The organism is Arthrobacter sp. MDT2-3 (assembly GCF_059090465.1).
This window is the reverse complement of sequence record NZ_JBNHFS010000005.1, coordinates 328,157-344,232: the sequence shown is the minus strand read 5'-3', so window position 1 is coordinate 344,232 and position 16,076 is coordinate 328,157. Positions and strand designations below refer to the sequence as shown.

Genomic DNA, 16,076 nt, shown 5'->3' with positions numbered 1-16,076 from the left:
GGATGGAAAATATGTTGCGTTGGTTGACTGCCGGTGAATCCCATGGTCCGGCCCTGATGGGAATTATTGAAGGCGTCCCCGCCGGTGTTGAAATCACCAGCGGGCACATCGCCGATTCACTGGCCCGCCGCCGCCTGGGCTACGGCCGCGGCGCACGCATGAAGTTCGAACAGGACGTTGTGACCATCCTCGGCGGAGTCCGGCACGGACGCACCCAGGGTGGCCCCGTCGCCATCCAGGTGGGCAATACTGAATGGCCCAAATGGGAGCAGATCATGTCTGCCGATCCGGTGGACGCTGAGCTGCTCGCCGACCAGGCCCGCAACGCGCCGCTGACCCGCCCGCGGCCGGGCCATGCCGACTTCACCGGAATGCAGAAGTACGGCTTTGACGAGGCCCGCCCCGTGCTGGAGCGCGCCAGCGCCCGCGAGACTGCGACCCGTGTGGCCATGGGAACGGTGGCAGCGCAGTTCCTGAAGCACCTCGGCATCGAACTTGTCAGCCACACCGTTTCAATCGCGACCGTCACCGTGCCCGAAGGGCGACCGCTGCCTGTTCCCACCGACGTGTTGGCCCTGGACGCGGATCCGTTGCGCTGCTTCGACCGGGAAACGTCCGACGCCATGGTGGCCGAGGTGGATGCGGCGCACAAGGAAGGCGAAACCCTGGGCGGCGTCGTTGAAGTCCTCGCCTACGGACTTCCCCCGGGACTTGGCAGCTACGTGCATTGGGACCGCAGGCTCGATTCCCGCCTTGCGGCCGCGCTGATGGGCATCCAGGCGATCAAGGGTGTGGAGGTCGGCGATGGCTTCCTGACCGCCGCACGCCGCGGTTCGGCTGCCCACGACGAGATCGTCCGGGACGCCGACGGTCGCATTGTCCGCACCAGCAACCGTGCGGGCGGCATCGAAGGCGGCATGAGCATCGGCGATGTGCTGCGCGTTCGCGCGGCCATGAAACCCATCGCTACGGTTCCGCGCGCACTGAAGACCATCGACGTCAGCACCGGAGAACCCGCCAAGGCACACCACCAGCGCTCCGACGTCTGTGCCGTCCCGGCCGCGGGTGTAGTGGCGGAAGCCATGGTGGCCCTGGTCCTGGCTGAAGCGGTCACCGAAAAGTTCGGCGGCGACTCCGTGGCGGAAACCGCACGCAACATCAAGGGCTACCTGGACAGCATTCCGGCGTCCCTGGACTCGATCGGCCAGTAAGTGCCCCACAGCAACAAAACCGCGTCCCTGGGCCGCCCGGTGGTCCTCATCGGGCCCATGGCCGTTGGCAAATCCGCTATCGGGCAGCAGCTTGCCCAGCAGCTCGGTGCCCCGTTTGTGGACACCGACGCCGTCATCGTGGCAGCCCATGGCTCCATTTCCGATATTTTCGCCGGACGCGGCGAGCACGCCTTCCGGGAGATAGAGGCGCGGACAGTGGCCGACGTCGTGGAAGCGGCGGAAGGCACGCCCACCATCATCTCCCTTGGCGGCGGTGCCGTTCTTGATTCCGGAACCCAGCAGCTGATCGGCCGCTGCACCGTTGTGTACCTCGAATGCGACGCCACAACGGTTGCCGGCCGCATCGCCCGGAATTCCGGGCGGCCGCTGCTGGCGGGGGATGCGATGGGCCGTTGGACGGCAATGTTCGCCACCCGCAAGCCGGTGTACGAGCGGCTGGCAGATATAACCCTGGACGTGCGCCACGGCTCGGTTGCCGAGCTGGGGCGCCGGCTGGAAGCAGCACTGCGGGACTACGCAGCTGCCAAACAGGAAGTTGAAAAGTGAGCGCGGAATCTACAGTTATCAAGGTCACCGGCGAATCCGCCACTAACAACTACGACGTCGTGGTGGGGCGGGGACTGCTGGGGGACCTTCCCGGCCTGCTCGGTGAGCGCGTCCGGCGGGTCCTGGTGATCCACCCCCGGGCCTTGCGGCTTACCGGCGACACCGTCCGCGATGAGCTCGCGGCAGCAGGATTCACGTCCCTGACGGCGGAGATTCCCGACGCCGAAGAAGGCAAGCACATCCAGGTGGCCGCCTTCTGCTGGCAGGTCCTCGGGCAAAACGACTTCACCCGCTCCGACGCGATTGTCGCCGTCGGCGGAGGTGCAGTTACGGATCTGGCCGGCTTCGTCGCCGCCACCTGGCTGCGCGGCATCAAGGTCATCCACATGCCCACCAGCCTGCTCGGCATGGTGGACGCGTCAGTGGGCGGGAAAACCGGCATCAACACCGCCGAAGGCAAGAACCTGGTGGGCGCTTTCCACCCCCCGGCGGCCGTGCTGGCGGACCTGGACACGCTGAACACCCTGCCCAAAAACGAGATCATCTCCGGAATGGCAGAAGTCATCAAGTGCGGCTTCATCGCTGATCCCGCCATCCTGGACCTCATCGAGAAGGACCCGGAGGCGGTAGTGGACCCGCAGTCCGCCGTCCTCCGTGAGCTCATTGAGCGGGCAATCGCCGTCAAGGCCAAGGTGGTCTCCGAGGACCTCAAGGAGTCGGGCCTGCGGGAGATCCTGAACTACGGGCACACGCTGGGCCACGCCATCGAGCTGGTGGAACGCTACTCCTGGCGCCACGGCGCCGCCGTCTCCGTGGGCATGATGTTCGCTGCCGAACTCGCCCGCAGCGTCGGCAGGCTCACCGACGCCGACGCCGACCGGCACCGCACCATCCTGGAGACACTGGGCCTTCCCGTCACCTACCGCCGGGACCGGTGGCAGGGCCTGCTGGACGGGATGCGCCGGGACAAGAAGTCCCGTGGTGACCTGCTGCGCTTCGTCGTCCTCGACGGGATAGCCAAACCGGGGATCCTTGACGTCCCGGACACTTCGCTGCTGTTCGCCGCCTACCAGGAGATTGCTTCCTGATGCTCGGCGACATGGAGGGAACAGCGGACTGGCCGGAGGCAGGCTTCCCGGGCATCCGCATCAACCCGGAATCACTGCTGCCACAGATCGTAAACGAGGACGCCTGCCGGGAGGCACTGGCAGTGTCCACCGACCCCGCGGACCACATTTTTGTCCTGCTGGTGGAAGGGCACGCGGCTGAGGCGGCGGAACTGCTGGCCGAGGCGCGCTTCAAAGACCCCGAGTCCTTCAGGCTGCGGGCCTTTGAGGCCGAAGTGCTGAGGGTTTCGAACCGGCTGGACCGGGCAGTGGAGCTGTTCCGGCAGCTGCTCGCCGAGGTTCAGGGGACGCCCCGCGAGGCGCTGGTCCTGCAGTTCCTGGGCAAGACCCAGTACAGCGCGGGACAAACGTCGGCGGCCGTTGAATCCTTCGCCCGCGCCCTGGACCTGCGGGTGGCCGGGTCCGCAGATGCCGCCCTGATTTACTCGTCCACTGTGGCGCTGCAGCGTGCCCGGGACGTCCTGGACCTGGCCTGCTGACACCGCCGGCGGGGGCGGCCCGGAAGGCGCCCGCCGTTTTACCGGTAGAATAGTTCTTGAATTTTTTCGAAGACCCGATTTTTGACAAACACGCGCTGGCAAGCCGATTGGCAGGCCTGCCCGGCATACAACGTCTGAGCACGCGACCAGACAAAGAAACCAGAGGAAACCAGTGGCAACCACTAACGACATCAAGAACGGAACGGTCCTGAAGCTTGAGGGCCAGCTCTGGAACATCATCGAATTCCAGCACGTCAAGCCGGGCAAGGGTGGCGCCTTCGTTCGTACCAAGATGCGCAACGTGATGTCCGGAAAGGTCGTGGACAAGACGTTCAACGCCGGGCTCAAGATCGAGACCGCCACCGTGGACCGCCGCGACTACCAGTACCTGTACCAGGATGGCGCGGACTTCGTGTTCATGGACACCTCCGACTACGACCAGATCACGGTTTCCGGAGCCACCGTAGGCGACGCCACCAACTTCATGCTCGAAAACCAGATGGTCAACATCGCCATCCACGAGGGCACACCGCTGTACATCGAACTGCCGCCGAGCGTTGTCCTCGAGATCACCTACACCGAACCCGGCCTGCAGGGCGACCGCTCCTCGGCCGGCACCAAGCCCGCAACTCTGGAAACCGGCTACGAGATCCAGGTTCCGCTGTTCATCGAGAACAACACCAAGGTCAAGGTGGACACCCGCGACGGCAGCTACCTCGGCCGGGTCACCGAGTAGTGAGCGCCCGCGGTAAAGCCCGAAACAGGGCCCTGGACGTTCTTTTCGAAGCAGAGCAGCGCTCTGTTTCGGCCTTCGACGTGCTCCGGGCGCGCCGGGAGAAGACTGACCAGATCGTCAACCCGTACACCCTGGAAATCGTTGAGGGCGTGCTTTCACAGCAGGCAGCCATCGATGAGTTCCTCGAGACGTACTCGCAGGGCTGGAGCCTGGAGCGGATGCCGTCTGTTGACCGCATCATCCTCCGGATAGGTACCTGGGAACTCCTGTACAACGACGACGTCCCGGACGGCGTGGCGGTGAGCGAAGCGGTTGCGCTGGCCAAGACGCTGTCCACCGACGAGTCGCCGCAGTTCATTAACGGCCTCCTGGGCCGCCTGCAGCAGCTGAAGCCTTCCCTGCTCGCCTAGGCGGCAGGAACGCAAAGGGCTGGCTTCCACCAAAGTGGAGGCCAGCCCTTTGGTGGTTAAGCTGCCAGCCAGCGACTTATAAGTGGGGTGGCGGCAGCGTTCAATGGGCGACGGCGGCCCGCAGGGCCAGGATGCGCTGGAGCTGGTGGCGCTCTTCAGCCTGGTGCAGCTGGACGTCGCGGCCGCTGAGGATGCGCTGGCGGGTGTTGGCCAGCTGGGTCGCCGCCTTCAGGAATTCCTTCATCTGCCGTCTCCTGCCGTAGCTGCCGGCCCAGTTCAAGGCCGTACGGCGGCCGCCCAACGTGGCAAGGAGCTCCACCTCGGCGGGCGTAAACCAGCCGGCGGCGGAGTATTCGAGCAGGCGTTGGCGCGTCAGCCGCTTCTCCGCCACGCGCAGGAGGATGATGCCCGCCACGGCAAGGAAGAAGATGGGAACCTGGACCAGGATGTAGTCCAACAGGAAGCCCTGGCCCATGCTGTTCCAGCGGTTGTGGAGGAACATGGCCGGCAGCAGACCCACGAAGAAGGCGGCAACCGATGCGCCTGCGTGCCAGCGCCGCGCTGCGAAGCCCATGATGAGCCCGGTGGTGCCGGTGAAGATGGCGTGGGCAAAGGGGGACATCACACCGCGGAGGAAAAACACCTGGGCGAAGTTGCTGGCCGGGTCCGCCGATTCCGCAATTGCCCGGCCGAAATACAGGATGTTCTCGGTGAAGGCGAAGCCGCCTGCGATAGTGAAGGCGAAAACCACTCCGTCCACAGGTCCGTCGAAGTGTTTCCTGGCCAGCAGGAGCAGAAGCAGCAGTCCCAAGGACTTGGCGAACTCTTCCACAATGGGCGCCTGCACTGTAGCCATGTAGGTCTGCAGGTCCGCTCCGTCAGACAACTGGAAGCCCAGCACAAAAAACGGCTGGATGAGCAGGGTGACTGCGATGGAAACCGCAGCGCCCCAGGTGAAGGCGAAGTACAGGAGCCGCTTGGGCTCAGGTTCCCACTTGTCGATGACATACACGGCCAGGAGCACCACCGACAGGGGAATGAGCGAGGCCACGAAACCCACGAGGAAGCCGGCCGGTCCAGTGTTCGAGAGCAGGAACGGCACCACCAGGAAGAGGCTGAGGAAAGCAAGGGCACTGCCCCCGATGGTCAGCCCGAGCAACCCGCCGCTGCGGGTCCGGCCGGCATGAACTACCGTTCCCTGGACCTGCGGCGGCACCACTGTATCCACGGGCCGGCCCTGATGCCCCGGCGCCGGCCGGTAGTTCTCGGGCTGCACCTGCCCCATCCAGCTCGGGTTGGCTTCGTGCGGGAGCGGAGCACGTGCCGCCCGGAAGGGATCTTCGGGTGGCTCGGACGCCGGGAAGCGGGGATGCGTCGACATACCCGAAAGCCTAGGTGGCTTACGCCATGCGTCCAAGGACCTCCGGCACTGTGGCCGCGAGTGTGTGACCATCACCGCTCTGTCCGGGCACCGGTCCAGCCAGGCCCATGTGGTAATTTTGGAACGCACATGATCCTTTTTTAATTCCGTCCTGTGAGGCGGGGAAAGGGGAGACGAGCGTTGACTTCTGTCACCAGCGCACCGGTTCCAGCCAGGGTAGTCCTTAGCCAGGCGGACATCGACCGGGCCCTCACTCGTATCGCCCATGAGATCCTCGAGGCCAATAAAGGTTCCCAGGACCTCGTCCTGCTCGGCATTCCCCGCCGCGGTTACCCGCTGGCTGCGAGGCTTGCGGAAAAAATCGCCGCCGCTGATCCCAGCGTGGACGCCGCCGCGATTGTTGGCCAGTTGGACGTCACGATGTTCCGCGACGACCTGTCCCACCAGGGCACGCGCCCGCCGTACCCCACCAAGCTCCCGCGTACAGGCATCGACAACAAGGTGGTTGTCCTCATTGACGACGTCCTGTACTCGGGCCGCACTATCCGTGCCGCCCTTGACGCCCTCGTGGACCTGGGCCGGCCCCGCATCGTCCGGCTCGCCGTACTGATCGACCGCGGCCACCGGGAACTGCCCATCCGTGCAGACCATGTTGGCAAGAACCTGCCCACGTCATCCGCGGAGAAAGTCCGGGTCCGGCTCGAGGAAACCGATACCGCCCCAGGCGGTACACCGGTCAACGAAGTAGTGATTGAGGGCCGCTCGTGAAGCACCTGCTTTCCACCGAAAACCTCAGCCTTGCCAACGCCATCCGCATTCTCGACACCGCCGAGGAAATGGCTGCCGTAGGTGACCGCGAGGTCAAGAAGCTGCCCGCTCTTCGCGGCCGCACCGTGGTGAACCTCTTTTTCGAGGACTCCACCCGCACCCGCATCTCCTTCGAAGCCGCCGCCAAGCGCCTCTCGGCAGACGTCATCAACTTTGCCGCCAAGGGCTCCTCGGTGTCCAAGGGGGAGTCCCTCAAGGACACAGCCCAAACGCTTTCCGCCATGGGGGCTGACGCCGTCGTCATCCGGCACTGGGCCTCGGGTGCCCCGCACCGGCTGGCTGCCACCGACTGGATCGACGCCGCCGTCATCAACGCCGGCGACGGCACCCACGAACATCCCACCCAGGCCCTGCTGGATGCATTCACCATGCGCCGGCACTGGGCCCGCCTGGCCGGGACCGGCTCCGAAGGTGCCGACCTGAAGGGCATGCGGGTGGCCATCGCCGGCGACGTCCTGCACTCCCGCGTGGCCCGCTCCAACGTCTGGCTCCTGCGCACCCTCGGCGCCGAGGTCACCCTGGTGGCGCCGCCCACGCTGCTGCCCATCGGCGTCGAAAAGTGGCCCTGCAAGGTCAGCTACAACATGGATGAAACCATCGAGCAGGGCGTTGACGCCGTGATGATGCTCCGCGTCCAGGGCGAACGCATGAACGCATCCTTCTTCCCCAGCACCCGCGAATACTCGCGGCGGTGGGGCTTTGACGACAACCGGCTGCGGGCGCTGGACGCACTGGGTATGAAAGACACCATCATCATGCACCCCGGACCCATGAACCGGGGCCTGGAAATCTCCGCAGCCGCCGCCGATTCCCCCCGCTCCACCGTCCTGGCCCAGGTCCGCAACGGCGTGTCCGTGCGCATGGCCGCCCTTTACCTGCTGCTCTCCGGGGACACCCGGGAACCAGCCGCCACCCCCGCCCTGGCGTATACCGGCACCCATTCCACCAAGGAGAGCAACTGATGGCAGGCAACACCGGAACCTATCTGATCCGCGGGGCCTCAATCCTGGGTGCAGCGCAGGGGGACCTCCTGATCCGTGACGGCCTCATCGCCGAAACCGGAACCGGCTTGTCGGCCACTGATGCCGCCGTCATCGACGCCGCCGGTTTGGTCGCGCTGCCGGGCATGGTGGACGTCCACACCCACCTCCGAGAGCCGGGCCGCGAGGACGCCGAGACCGTGGAGACCGGAACCCGCGCCGCTGCCCTGGGCGGCTACACCGCCGTGCACGCCATGGCCAACAGCACTCCCGTCGCTGACACCGCCGGCGTGGTGGAGCAGGTGTACAGCCTGGGTCAAAAGGCCGGCTGGGTGGACGTGCGCCCCGTCGGCGCCGTGACAGTGGGGCTCGCCGGTGAGCAGCTCGCCGAGCTCGGCGCCATGGCCGATTCCCGTGCCCGCGTCCGCATGTTCTCGGACGACGGCATCTGCGTCCACGACCCGGTCCTCATGCGCAGGGCGCTGGAGTACGTCAAGGCGTTCGACGGCGTGGTGGCCCAGCACGCGCAGGAGCCGCGGCTTACCGCCGGCGCCCAGATGAACGAGGGCGAAGTGTCAGCGGTGCTGGGACTTGCCGGATGGCCGGCAGTGGCGGAGGAAAGCATCATCGCGCGGGACGTCCTGCTGGCCCAGCACGTTGGCTCCCGGCTCCACGTATGCCACGTCTCCACGGCCGGTTCGGTGGAAATCATCCGCTGGGCCAAGGAACGCGGCATCAATGTCACGGCAGAGGTCACCCCGCACCACCTGCTGCTGACCGATGACCTGGTTCGCAGCTACGATCCCGTCTACAAGGTCAACCCGCCACTGCGTACCGACGCCGACGTCCAGGCCCTGCGCGCCGGCCTCGCGGACGGGACCATCGATGTCGTCGGCACCGACCATGCCCCGCACCCCAGCGAGCACAAGGAGTGCGAGTGGGCGCAGGCCGCCATGGGCATGACCGGGCTGGAGACGGCACTCTCCGTGGTGCAGCACACCATGATCGAAACCGGTCTGATGACCTGGGCAGACTTTGCCCGGGTGACCTCCGCCGCTGCCGCCAAGATCGGCCGCCTGGAGGACCAGGGCCGCCCGCTGGAAGCAGGTGAACCCGCCAACGTCATCCTGGTGGACCCCAGCGCGCGCTGGACGGTTGAACCTTCCCTGATGGCCACCATGGGCCGGAACTCGCCGTTCAAGGGCATGGAACTGCCAGGCAAGGTTGTTGCCACGTTCTTCAAGGGACACCCAACTGTCCTGGACGGCGCCCTCAACACCCCGTACCGGCACGCCGCTTCCGTAGGCGCCGCCTGATGGACACCCAGCTGCTCTCGCTGGTCATCACGCTGGCCCTTATCGCCGCAGCCTTCAGCCTCATCTGGCTGGGCTGGCGGAACCGCCTGCGCCGCCAGGCCGACGTCGAACAGCTGCCTTCGGTGCCCGAGGCGCCGGGGGAGCCGCTCACCACTGCCGAGGGGCAGTACGTCGCGTCCACCACAGGCGGTGACTGGCTGGACCGGATCGCAGTTCACGGGCTCGGTATCCGGACGAACGCCACGCTTAAGCTTTACCCGCACGGCGTCCTTTTTGACCGGGCAGGGGCACCGGCGCTGTACATTCCCGCGGCTTCCCTCACCGGGGTGCGGCTGGACAGCGGCATGGCGGGCAAATTCGTGGAAAAGGACGGCCTCCTGGTCCTGGCGTGGACGCACGGCAGCCACGAGCTGGACACCGGCTTCCGCACCCGCCGCGCAGAGGACAGGAACGTGCTTTTCGCAGCACTTCAGGAATTGATTTCTTCGGCCCCAGCGGCTGATGCCAATAGTGGAAAGTAAGACAGTGACAACAAACACAGCAGTATCGGCCCCAGTTTCCGCTCCAGCTGCGCTGGTGCTCGAGGACGGCCGCATCTTCCGCGGACGAAGCTACGGCGCCACCGGAACCGCCCTGGGCGAGGCAGTCTTCGCCACCGGCATGACCGGCTACCAGGAGACCATCACGGACCCCTCCTACGCCCGACAGCTCGTGGTCCAGACCGCCCCCCACATCGGGAACACCGGTGTGAACAACGACGACGCCGAGTCCCGCCGCATCTGGGTGGCCGGCTACATCGTCCGCGACGCCGCCCGCCGCCCCTCGAACTGGCGCTCGGAGCGTTCGCTGGACGAGGAGCTGGTGGACCAGGGCATTGTCGGCATCCAGGGTGTGGACACGCGCGCCATCACCCGCCACCTGCGCGAGCACAAAACCATGCGAGCCGGCATCTTCTCCGGCGAAGCCGCGCAGGCCACGGACAAGGAACTGGTCGACGCCGTGCTCGCCAGCGCGCCGATGGAAGGCGCCCGGCTGGCCGAGGAAGTCAGCGTTGACGAGGCTTACGTGGTGGAACCCAAGGACCACGGCTGGGACGGCGACCCCCGCTTCAGCATCGCGGCCGTCGACCTCGGCATCAAGGCCATGACCCCCGTCCGGTTCGCAGAGCGCGGCGTCCGGGTCCACGTCCTCCCCGCCACCGCCACCCTGGAAGACGTCAAGGCAGTCAACCCGGACGGCTTCTTTATGTCCAACGGCCCCGGCGACCCCGCCACGGCCGACGCCCAGGTCAAGCTGCTCCGCTCCGTCCTGGACGAAAAACTGCCCTACTTCGGCATCTGCTTCGGAAACCAGATCCTGGGCCGTGCCCTGGGCTTCGGCACCTACAAGCTGCGCTACGGCCACCGCGGCATCAACCAGCCCGTGATGGACCGCCGCACGGGCAAGGTTGAGATCACCTCCCAGAACCACGGCTTTGCCGTAGATGCTCCGCTCGACGGCGCCACGCAGGCTCCCGAGGCACGCTACGGGCGCGTGGAGGTCAGCCACGTCAGCCTGAACGACGACGTCGTGGAAGGCCTTGCCTGCCTGGACATCCCCGCCTTCTCCGTGCAGTACCACCCCGAGGCAGCGGCCGGACCGCACGACGCCGCCTACCTCTTTGACCGCTTCATTGAATTGATGGAGGGCACCCGGGACGGCAGGACCGCCAACCTGTCCAAGGATCCCGTGGACTCTGCCCACTCCGCCGGCGCGGAACACAAAAACGACAACAAGACTGAGGACAAGAAGTAATGCCGAAACGTACAGATCTCAAAAGCGTCCTCGTCATTGGTTCCGGCCCGATCGTCATCGGCCAGGCTGCCGAATTCGACTACTCCGGCACGCAGGCGCTGCGCGTCCTCAAGGAGGAGGGCCTGCGGGTCATCCTGGTCAACTCCAACCCGGCCACCATCATGACCGACCCGGAGTTTGCCGACGCCACCTACATCGAACCCATCACCCCCGAGGTGGTGGAGAAGATCATCGCCAAGGAACGCCCGGACGCCGTGTTGCCCACCCTGGGCGGCCAGACAGCGCTCAACACGGCCATCGCCCTGGACAAGAACGGTGTGCTCGAGAAGTACAACGTGGAGCTGATCGGTGCCAATATCGCCGCCATCGAACTCGGCGAGGACCGCGAAAAGTTCAAGGGCGTGGTGGAGCGCTGCGGTGCAGAGTCCGCCCGCAGCCACATCATCCACAGCATGGACGAGGCTTTGAAGGCTGCCGATGACCTCGGGTACCCCATGGTGGTCCGCCCGTCCTTCACCATGGGCGGACTCGGCTCGGGCCTCGCCTACAACGAGGACGACCTCCGCCGCATCGTGGGCCAGGGCCTGCAGTACAGCCCCACGTCCGAGGTGCTGCTTGAAGAGAGCATCCTCGGCTGGAAGGAATACGAGCTCGAGATGATGCGGGACAAAAACGACAACGTCGTGGTGGTCTGCTCCATCGAGAACTTCGATCCCGTAGGCGTCCACACCGGCGACTCCATCACCGTGGCTCCCGCCCTTACCCTCACGGACCGGGAATACCAGCGGCTGCGCGACATCTCCATCGCCGTGATCCGTGAAGTGGGCGTGGACACCGGCGGCTGCAACATCCAGTTCGCCATCGACCCCGCCACCGGCCGCGTGGTGGTCATCGAGATGAACCCGCGCGTGTCCCGTTCCTCGGCCCTGGCGTCCAAGGCAACCGGCTTCGCCATCGCCAAGATCGCCACCAAGCTCTCCCTGGGCTACACGCTGGACGAGATCCCGAACGACATCACCCAGAAGACCCCGGCGTCCTTCGAGCCCACCCTCGACTACGTTGTGGTGAAGGTACCGCGCTTCGCGTTCGAGAAGTTCCCGGCCGCGGACAACACCCTCACCACCACCATGAAGTCGGTGGGCGAGGCCATGGCCATGGGCCGCAACTTCACCGAGGCCCTGCAGAAGGCGCTGCGGTCGCTGGAGCAGAAGGGCTCCCAGCTGGACTTCAGCTCCGTTCCCGAATGGGAAGTGGCTGAGCTCATCGAAAAGGCAAAGCGCCCGACGACGGAACGGCTTCACCAGGTCCAGCGCGCCCTCCTGGGCGGAGCCAGCGTGGAGGACCTTTTCGAGGCAACCAAGATCGACCCCTGGTTCCTGGACCAGCTCCAGCTGCTCAACGAGATCTCCCGCGAGATCCGCCAGGCCGGCGCACTCACGGCCGACATGCTGAAGCGCGCCAAGCGCCACGGCTTCTCCGACGAGCAGATCGGCGCCCTCACCCACAATTCCGAGGCTGTGGTCCGCGGCGTCCGCCAGGCACTGGGCGTCCGTCCCGTCTACAAGACCGTGGACACCTGCGCCGCGGAGTTCGCGGCCTACACCCCGTACCACTACTCGGCCTATGACGAGGAGGACGAGGTTGCGCTGCACTCCAAGCCGTCCATCCTGATCCTCGGTTCCGGGCCCAACCGCATCGGCCAGGGCATCGAGTTCGATTACTCCTGCGTCCATGCCTCGATGGCACTGCGCAAGGCCGGCTACGAGACCGTGATGGTCAACTGCAACCCGGAAACCGTCTCCACGGACTACGACATCTCCACCCGTCTGTACTTCGAGCCCCTGACGCTTGAGGACGTGCTGGAGGTTATCGCGGCGGAGGAACGTACGGGCGGCGTGATGGGCGTCTTCGTCCAGCTCGGCGGCCAGACCCCGCTCAAGCTGGCCCAGCAGCTCGCTGATGCCGGCGTGCCCATCCTCGGCACCTCCCCGGAAGCCATCGACCTCGCCGAGCACCGCGGGGCGTTTTCGCGGGTCCTGGACAAGGCCGGCCTGATCTCCCCGAAGAACGGCACCGCAGTGTCCTTTGAGGACGCCAAGAAGATCGCTGACGAGATCGGCTACCCGGTGCTGGTCCGCCCGTCCTATGTCCTGGGCGGCCGCGGCATGGAGATCGTCTACGACGAGCCCAACCTGTCCCGCTACATCGCCAACGCCACGGAAATTACCCCGGACCACCCGGTGCTGATTGACCGCTTCCTGGAGGACGCCGTCGAAATCGACGTCGACGCCCTCTTCGACGGTACGGACATGTACCTGGGCGGCATCATGGAGCACATCGAGGAAGCCGGCATCCACTCCGGTGACTCCGCCTGCGTCCTGCCGCCCATCACCCTGGGCACCAACGTCCTGGAGCGCGTCCGCACCGCAACCCGGGCCATCGCCGAAGGCGTGGGCGTGCGCGGCCTCATCAACATCCAGTTCGCCCTGGCCTCGGACGTCCTGTATGTCCTCGAAGCCAACCCGCGGGCCTCCCGGACGGTGCCGTTTGTGTCCAAGGCCACCGGCGTGCAGATGGCCAAGGCCGCCGCCCTGATCGGGACCGGTGTCACCATAGGCCAGCTCCGCAGCGCCTACAAGATGCTGCCCGAGGTCGGCGACGGCTCCACCCTGCCCCTGGACGCCCCGGTGTCCGTCAAGGAGGCAGTCCTGCCGTTCAGCCGCTTCCGCACCCTTGAGGGCAAGGTGGTTGACTCCCTGCTCGGACCCGAAATGCGCTCCACCGGCGAGGTGATGGGCATCGACAAGCACTTCGATACCGCTTTCGCCAAGAGCCAGGCAGCTGCCAACAACGCCTTGCCCACCGAAGGCAAGATCTTCGTCTCGGTGGCAAACCGCGACAAGCGCTCGGTGATCATGGGTGTCAAGCGGCTCTCCGACCTCGGTTTCGAGATCGTCTCCACCGGCGGCACCGCCGATGTCCTGCGCCGCAACGGCATCCAGGCCACGCCGGTCCGAAAGGTGGCAGAAGGCAGCAGCGCCGAAGGCGAAGGCACCATCGCCGACCTCGTCATCGCGGGCGAGATCGATATGGTCTTCAACACCCCCTCCGGCGGTGAAGCCCGCAGCGACGGCTACGAACTCCGTGCAGCCGCCACGTCCATCGGCATCCCCTGCATCACAACGGTGGCCGAGTTCAATGCGGCCGTCCAGGCCATCGAAGCGATGCGCACCTACGAATGGTCGGTCACCAGCCTGCAGGAGCACGCCGCTGCCCTCGCAGAGTCCCAGAAGGCGGCCCTGCAGCATGCCTGAGCAGGCAGCATCCGCTGAAGTGCAGGGCCGGGAGCCCTTCGGTTCCCGGCTCGGTGCGGCCATGGCCGCCCGCGGTCCGTTGTGTGTTGGGATCGACCCCCACCCATCCCTGCTGGCCGGCTGGGGGCTGAAGGACGACGTCGACGGCCTCCGCTCGTTTTCCCTGACGGTCCTGGAGGCCGTCGCTTCCCTCGCTGCCGCCGTAAAGCCGCAAGTGGCGCTCTACGAGCGCCACGGTTCCGCGGGGATGGCTGTACTGGAGGAAATCCTTGCAGTTGCCCGGGACGAGGCTGTACTCACCATTGCCGATGCAAAACGCGGGGACATCGGATCCACCATGGCGGCCTACGCAGACGCGTGGCTCCGTGACGGTTCCCCGCTGGCCGCAGACTCGGTGACGCTCAGCCCCTACCTTGGGTTCGAGTCGTTGCGTCCGGCCCTCGATCTCGCGGCCGACACGGGGCGTGGAGTGTTTGTCCTCGCCCTGACGTCCAACCCCGAAGGAGCCTCGGTCCAGCATGTTGGGGGAGCGGACTCCGTGGCACGAAGGATTGCCTTGGCGGCCGGCGGGGAAAACCGCCGCTACCCGGGGGAGCTCGGTTCGGTCGGCCTGGTAGTCGGTGCAACCGTTGGTTCTGCCCTTTCGGATCTTGATGTGGACCTCGCCGGCATGCGCGGGCCCATCCTGGCGCCGGGCTTGGGAGCGCAGGGTGCCACTCCGGCCGACCTCCGTGCCACCTTCGGCAGTGCCCACCCGCAGGTGCTGGGAACTTCCAGCCGGGACATTCTTTCGGCCGGACCGCAGCTGCGCGCATTGCAGGAGGCTGCCCAGCTGACGCTTGACGGGCTGCGGGGCGAATAGCTGCCCGTTTCCCCCGATGCATTGATTCGGGCAGCACCAAAGGGTAGTTTCAGGACATGTCCAAGGGCGGCCGCCCTTGGACGTATCCACCCAGATCCGGGGGTGTCCACCATGGTGCTGCGACCCTTATCCGCATCCGAACGAACTGATGCCTTGAACAAAGCGGCGGCAGCCAGGGCAACCCGGGCCGCGGCCAAGGAAAACCTCAAGAACGGTGCAAGCTCCGCAGCGGACATCATCAATTCCGCGCTGGAGGACGAAGCGATGGCCCGGATGAAGGTTTCGGAACTGCTGGAGGCACTGCCCGGTGTAGGAAAAGTCCGGGCCGCCGCCATCATGAAGCAGCTGGGTATCGCGGCCTCCCGCCGGCTCCGCGGCCTGGGCGTCCACCAGCGCCGGGCGCTGGTAGATTTTATAGACGAGAACTAGAGCGGGTACTTCCCGCTTTCCCCGAACTCCGGCATAAAGGAATACGTGAGCAAAAAACCTGGACTGACAGTCCTCGCTGGTCCGACGGCTGTTGGCAAAGGCACCGTGTCCACCTACATCCGGGACAACTACCCCGAGGTCTGGCTCTCCGTATCAGCCACCACCCGCGCCCCGCGGCCAGGTGAAGTTGACGGAGTCCATTACTTCTTCAAGGCCAAGGAGGAATTCGAGCGGCTCGTTGCCGAGGGAGAATTCCTCGAGTGGGCGGTAGTGCACGGCCAAAACACCTACGGGACTCTCAAGAGCACCGTGAATCAGGCGATCGCCGAGGGCCGGTCGGTGCTGCTGGAGATTGACCTGCAGGGCGCGCGCCAGGTCAAGGCAGCCGTTCCGGACGCTCAGTTCGTCTTCCTCGCGCCGCCGAGCTGGGACGAAATGGTCCGCCGGCTGGTGGGCCGCGGCACGGAAACACCTGAGGAACAGCAGCGCCGGCTGGAAACCGCTAAACTGGAGCTTGCTGCTGAACCGGAGTTCGACTACACCGTCATTAACGACGACGTTCGCCGGGCAGCGGACGAGCTTGTTTCACTCATGGGGCTGACCCCGCATCCGCACGGAACGCCGGAACGGTCAGCCCGCTAG

16 protein-coding genes are annotated in these 16,076 nt (G+C 65.9%); 15 read left to right on the top strand and 1 reads right to left on the bottom strand.

Annotation, left to right across the window (positions count from 1 at the left end; translation table 11 throughout):
- Positions 1-11: 11 nt before the first annotated feature.
- The 6 genes from aroC to nusB all read left to right on the top strand — a co-directional run bounded on the left by aroC (position 12) and on the right by nusB (position 4,530).
- Positions 12-1,211 carry a chorismate synthase gene (aroC, locus tag AC5RUQ_RS16665; RefSeq protein WP_256249708.1) on the top strand — a complete coding sequence of 400 codons (1,200 nt, stop codon included), beginning with the start codon at positions 12-14 and terminating at the stop codon, positions 1,209-1,211.
- Positions 1,212-1,268: 57 nt separating this feature from the next.
- Positions 1,269-1,778 (top strand): shikimate kinase, encoded by a 510-nt coding sequence (locus tag AC5RUQ_RS16660; protein WP_493948452.1) that lies wholly within the window; start codon positions 1,269-1,271, stop codon positions 1,776-1,778.
- Positions 1,775-2,866 (top strand): 3-dehydroquinate synthase, encoded by a 1,092-nt coding sequence (gene aroB / locus AC5RUQ_RS16655; protein WP_493948427.1) that lies wholly within the window; start codon positions 1,775-1,777, stop codon positions 2,864-2,866. The genes AC5RUQ_RS16660 and aroB overlap by 4 nt, the downstream gene beginning before the upstream one ends.
- Entirely contained in the window at positions 2,866-3,384 is a 519-nt protein-coding gene (locus AC5RUQ_RS16650) for a tetratricopeptide repeat protein (protein WP_493948426.1), read from the top strand. The genes aroB and AC5RUQ_RS16650 overlap by 1 nt, the downstream gene beginning before the upstream one ends.
- Positions 3,385-3,556: 172 nt before the next feature.
- Positions 3,557-4,120, top strand: coding sequence for an elongation factor P (efp, locus tag AC5RUQ_RS16645; RefSeq protein ID WP_050054941.1), 564 nt, complete (start codon positions 3,557-3,559; stop codon positions 4,118-4,120).
- The gene (gene nusB / locus AC5RUQ_RS16640) at positions 4,120-4,530 is read left to right on the top strand and encodes a transcription antitermination factor NusB (RefSeq protein ID WP_163163910.1); all 411 of its coding nucleotides are present in this window, start codon (positions 4,120-4,122) and stop codon (positions 4,528-4,530) included. The genes efp and nusB overlap by 1 nt, the downstream gene beginning before the upstream one ends.
- Before the next feature lie 100 nt (positions 4,531-4,630).
- On the opposite strand, the gene AC5RUQ_RS16635 is transcribed toward nusB, so the two are convergent.
- The gene (locus AC5RUQ_RS16635) at positions 4,631-5,911 is read right to left on the bottom strand and encodes a PrsW family intramembrane metalloprotease (protein WP_493948425.1); all 1,281 of its coding nucleotides are present in this window, start codon (positions 5,909-5,911) and stop codon (positions 4,631-4,633) included.
- 180 nt (positions 5,912-6,091) lie between these two features.
- Between AC5RUQ_RS16635 and pyrR the strand changes: the two genes are divergently transcribed.
- The 9 genes from pyrR to gmk all read left to right on the top strand — a co-directional run bounded on the left by pyrR (position 6,092) and on the right by gmk (position 16,076).
- Positions 6,092-6,679 (top strand): bifunctional pyr operon transcriptional regulator/uracil phosphoribosyltransferase PyrR, encoded by a 588-nt coding sequence (pyrR, locus tag AC5RUQ_RS16630; protein ID WP_104044538.1) that lies wholly within the window; start codon positions 6,092-6,094, stop codon positions 6,677-6,679.
- Positions 6,676-7,701, top strand: a complete 1,026-nt coding sequence (locus AC5RUQ_RS16625; protein ID WP_430226338.1) for an aspartate carbamoyltransferase catalytic subunit — start codon at positions 6,676-6,678, stop codon at positions 7,699-7,701. Before pyrR ends, AC5RUQ_RS16625 begins: the two co-directional genes overlap by 4 nt.
- Positions 7,701-9,035, top strand: coding sequence for a dihydroorotase (locus tag AC5RUQ_RS16620; protein WP_493948424.1), 1,335 nt, complete (start codon positions 7,701-7,703; stop codon positions 9,033-9,035). The genes AC5RUQ_RS16625 and AC5RUQ_RS16620 overlap by 1 nt, the downstream gene beginning before the upstream one ends.
- Complete coding sequence (locus AC5RUQ_RS16615) at positions 9,035-9,556, top strand: PH-like domain-containing protein (RefSeq protein WP_493948423.1); 522 nt, start codon at positions 9,035-9,037, stop codon at positions 9,554-9,556. Before AC5RUQ_RS16620 ends, AC5RUQ_RS16615 begins: the two co-directional genes overlap by 1 nt.
- Positions 9,537-10,829 (top strand): glutamine-hydrolyzing carbamoyl-phosphate synthase small subunit, encoded by a 1,293-nt coding sequence (gene carA / locus AC5RUQ_RS16610; RefSeq protein ID WP_493948422.1) that lies wholly within the window; start codon positions 9,537-9,539, stop codon positions 10,827-10,829. The genes AC5RUQ_RS16615 and carA overlap by 20 nt, the downstream gene beginning before the upstream one ends.
- On the top strand, positions 10,829-14,143 hold the full coding sequence (gene carB, locus AC5RUQ_RS16605; RefSeq protein WP_493948421.1) for a carbamoyl-phosphate synthase large subunit: 3,315 nt from the start codon (positions 10,829-10,831) through the stop codon (positions 14,141-14,143). The genes carA and carB overlap by 1 nt, the downstream gene beginning before the upstream one ends.
- Positions 14,136-15,005 carry an orotidine-5'-phosphate decarboxylase gene (gene pyrF, locus AC5RUQ_RS16600; protein WP_493948420.1) on the top strand — a complete coding sequence of 290 codons (870 nt, stop codon included), beginning with the start codon at positions 14,136-14,138 and terminating at the stop codon, positions 15,003-15,005. Before carB ends, pyrF begins: the two co-directional genes overlap by 8 nt.
- Positions 15,006-15,116: 111 nt before the next feature.
- A complete protein-coding gene (mihF, locus tag AC5RUQ_RS16595) occupies positions 15,117-15,434 on the top strand; it encodes an integration host factor, actinobacterial type (protein WP_493948419.1) in 318 nt (105 codons plus the stop codon).
- Between the two features lie 45 nt (positions 15,435-15,479).
- Complete coding sequence (gene gmk, locus AC5RUQ_RS16590; RefSeq protein ID WP_430226332.1) at positions 15,480-16,076, top strand: guanylate kinase; 597 nt, start codon at positions 15,480-15,482, stop codon at positions 16,074-16,076.

Coding starts and splice junctions, on each gene's coding strand:
- aroC (WP_256249708.1), top strand. CDS start 12: ATGTTGCGTTGGTTGACTGCCGGTGAATCCCATGGTCCGGCCCTGATG.
- AC5RUQ_RS16660 (WP_493948452.1), top strand. CDS start 1,269: ATGGCCGTTGGCAAATCCGCTATCGGGCAGCAGCTTGCCCAGCAGCTC.
- AC5RUQ_RS16650 (WP_493948426.1), top strand. CDS start 2,866: ATGCTCGGCGACATGGAGGGAACAGCGGACTGGCCGGAGGCAGGCTTC.
- AC5RUQ_RS16635 (WP_493948425.1), bottom strand. CDS start 5,911: ATGTCGACGCATCCCCGCTTCCCGGCGTCCGAGCCACCCGAAGATCCC.
- AC5RUQ_RS16620 (WP_493948424.1), top strand. CDS start 7,701: ATGGCAGGCAACACCGGAACCTATCTGATCCGCGGGGCCTCAATCCTG.
- AC5RUQ_RS16615 (WP_493948423.1), top strand. CDS start 9,035: ATGGACACCCAGCTGCTCTCGCTGGTCATCACGCTGGCCCTTATCGCC.
- carA (WP_493948422.1), top strand. CDS start 9,537: ATGCCAATAGTGGAAAGTAAGACAGTGACAACAAACACAGCAGTATCG.
- carB (WP_493948421.1), top strand. CDS start 10,829: ATGCCGAAACGTACAGATCTCAAAAGCGTCCTCGTCATTGGTTCCGGC.
- pyrF (WP_493948420.1), top strand. CDS start 14,136: ATGCCTGAGCAGGCAGCATCCGCTGAAGTGCAGGGCCGGGAGCCCTTC.
- mihF (WP_493948419.1), top strand. CDS start 15,117: ATGGTGCTGCGACCCTTATCCGCATCCGAACGAACTGATGCCTTGAAC.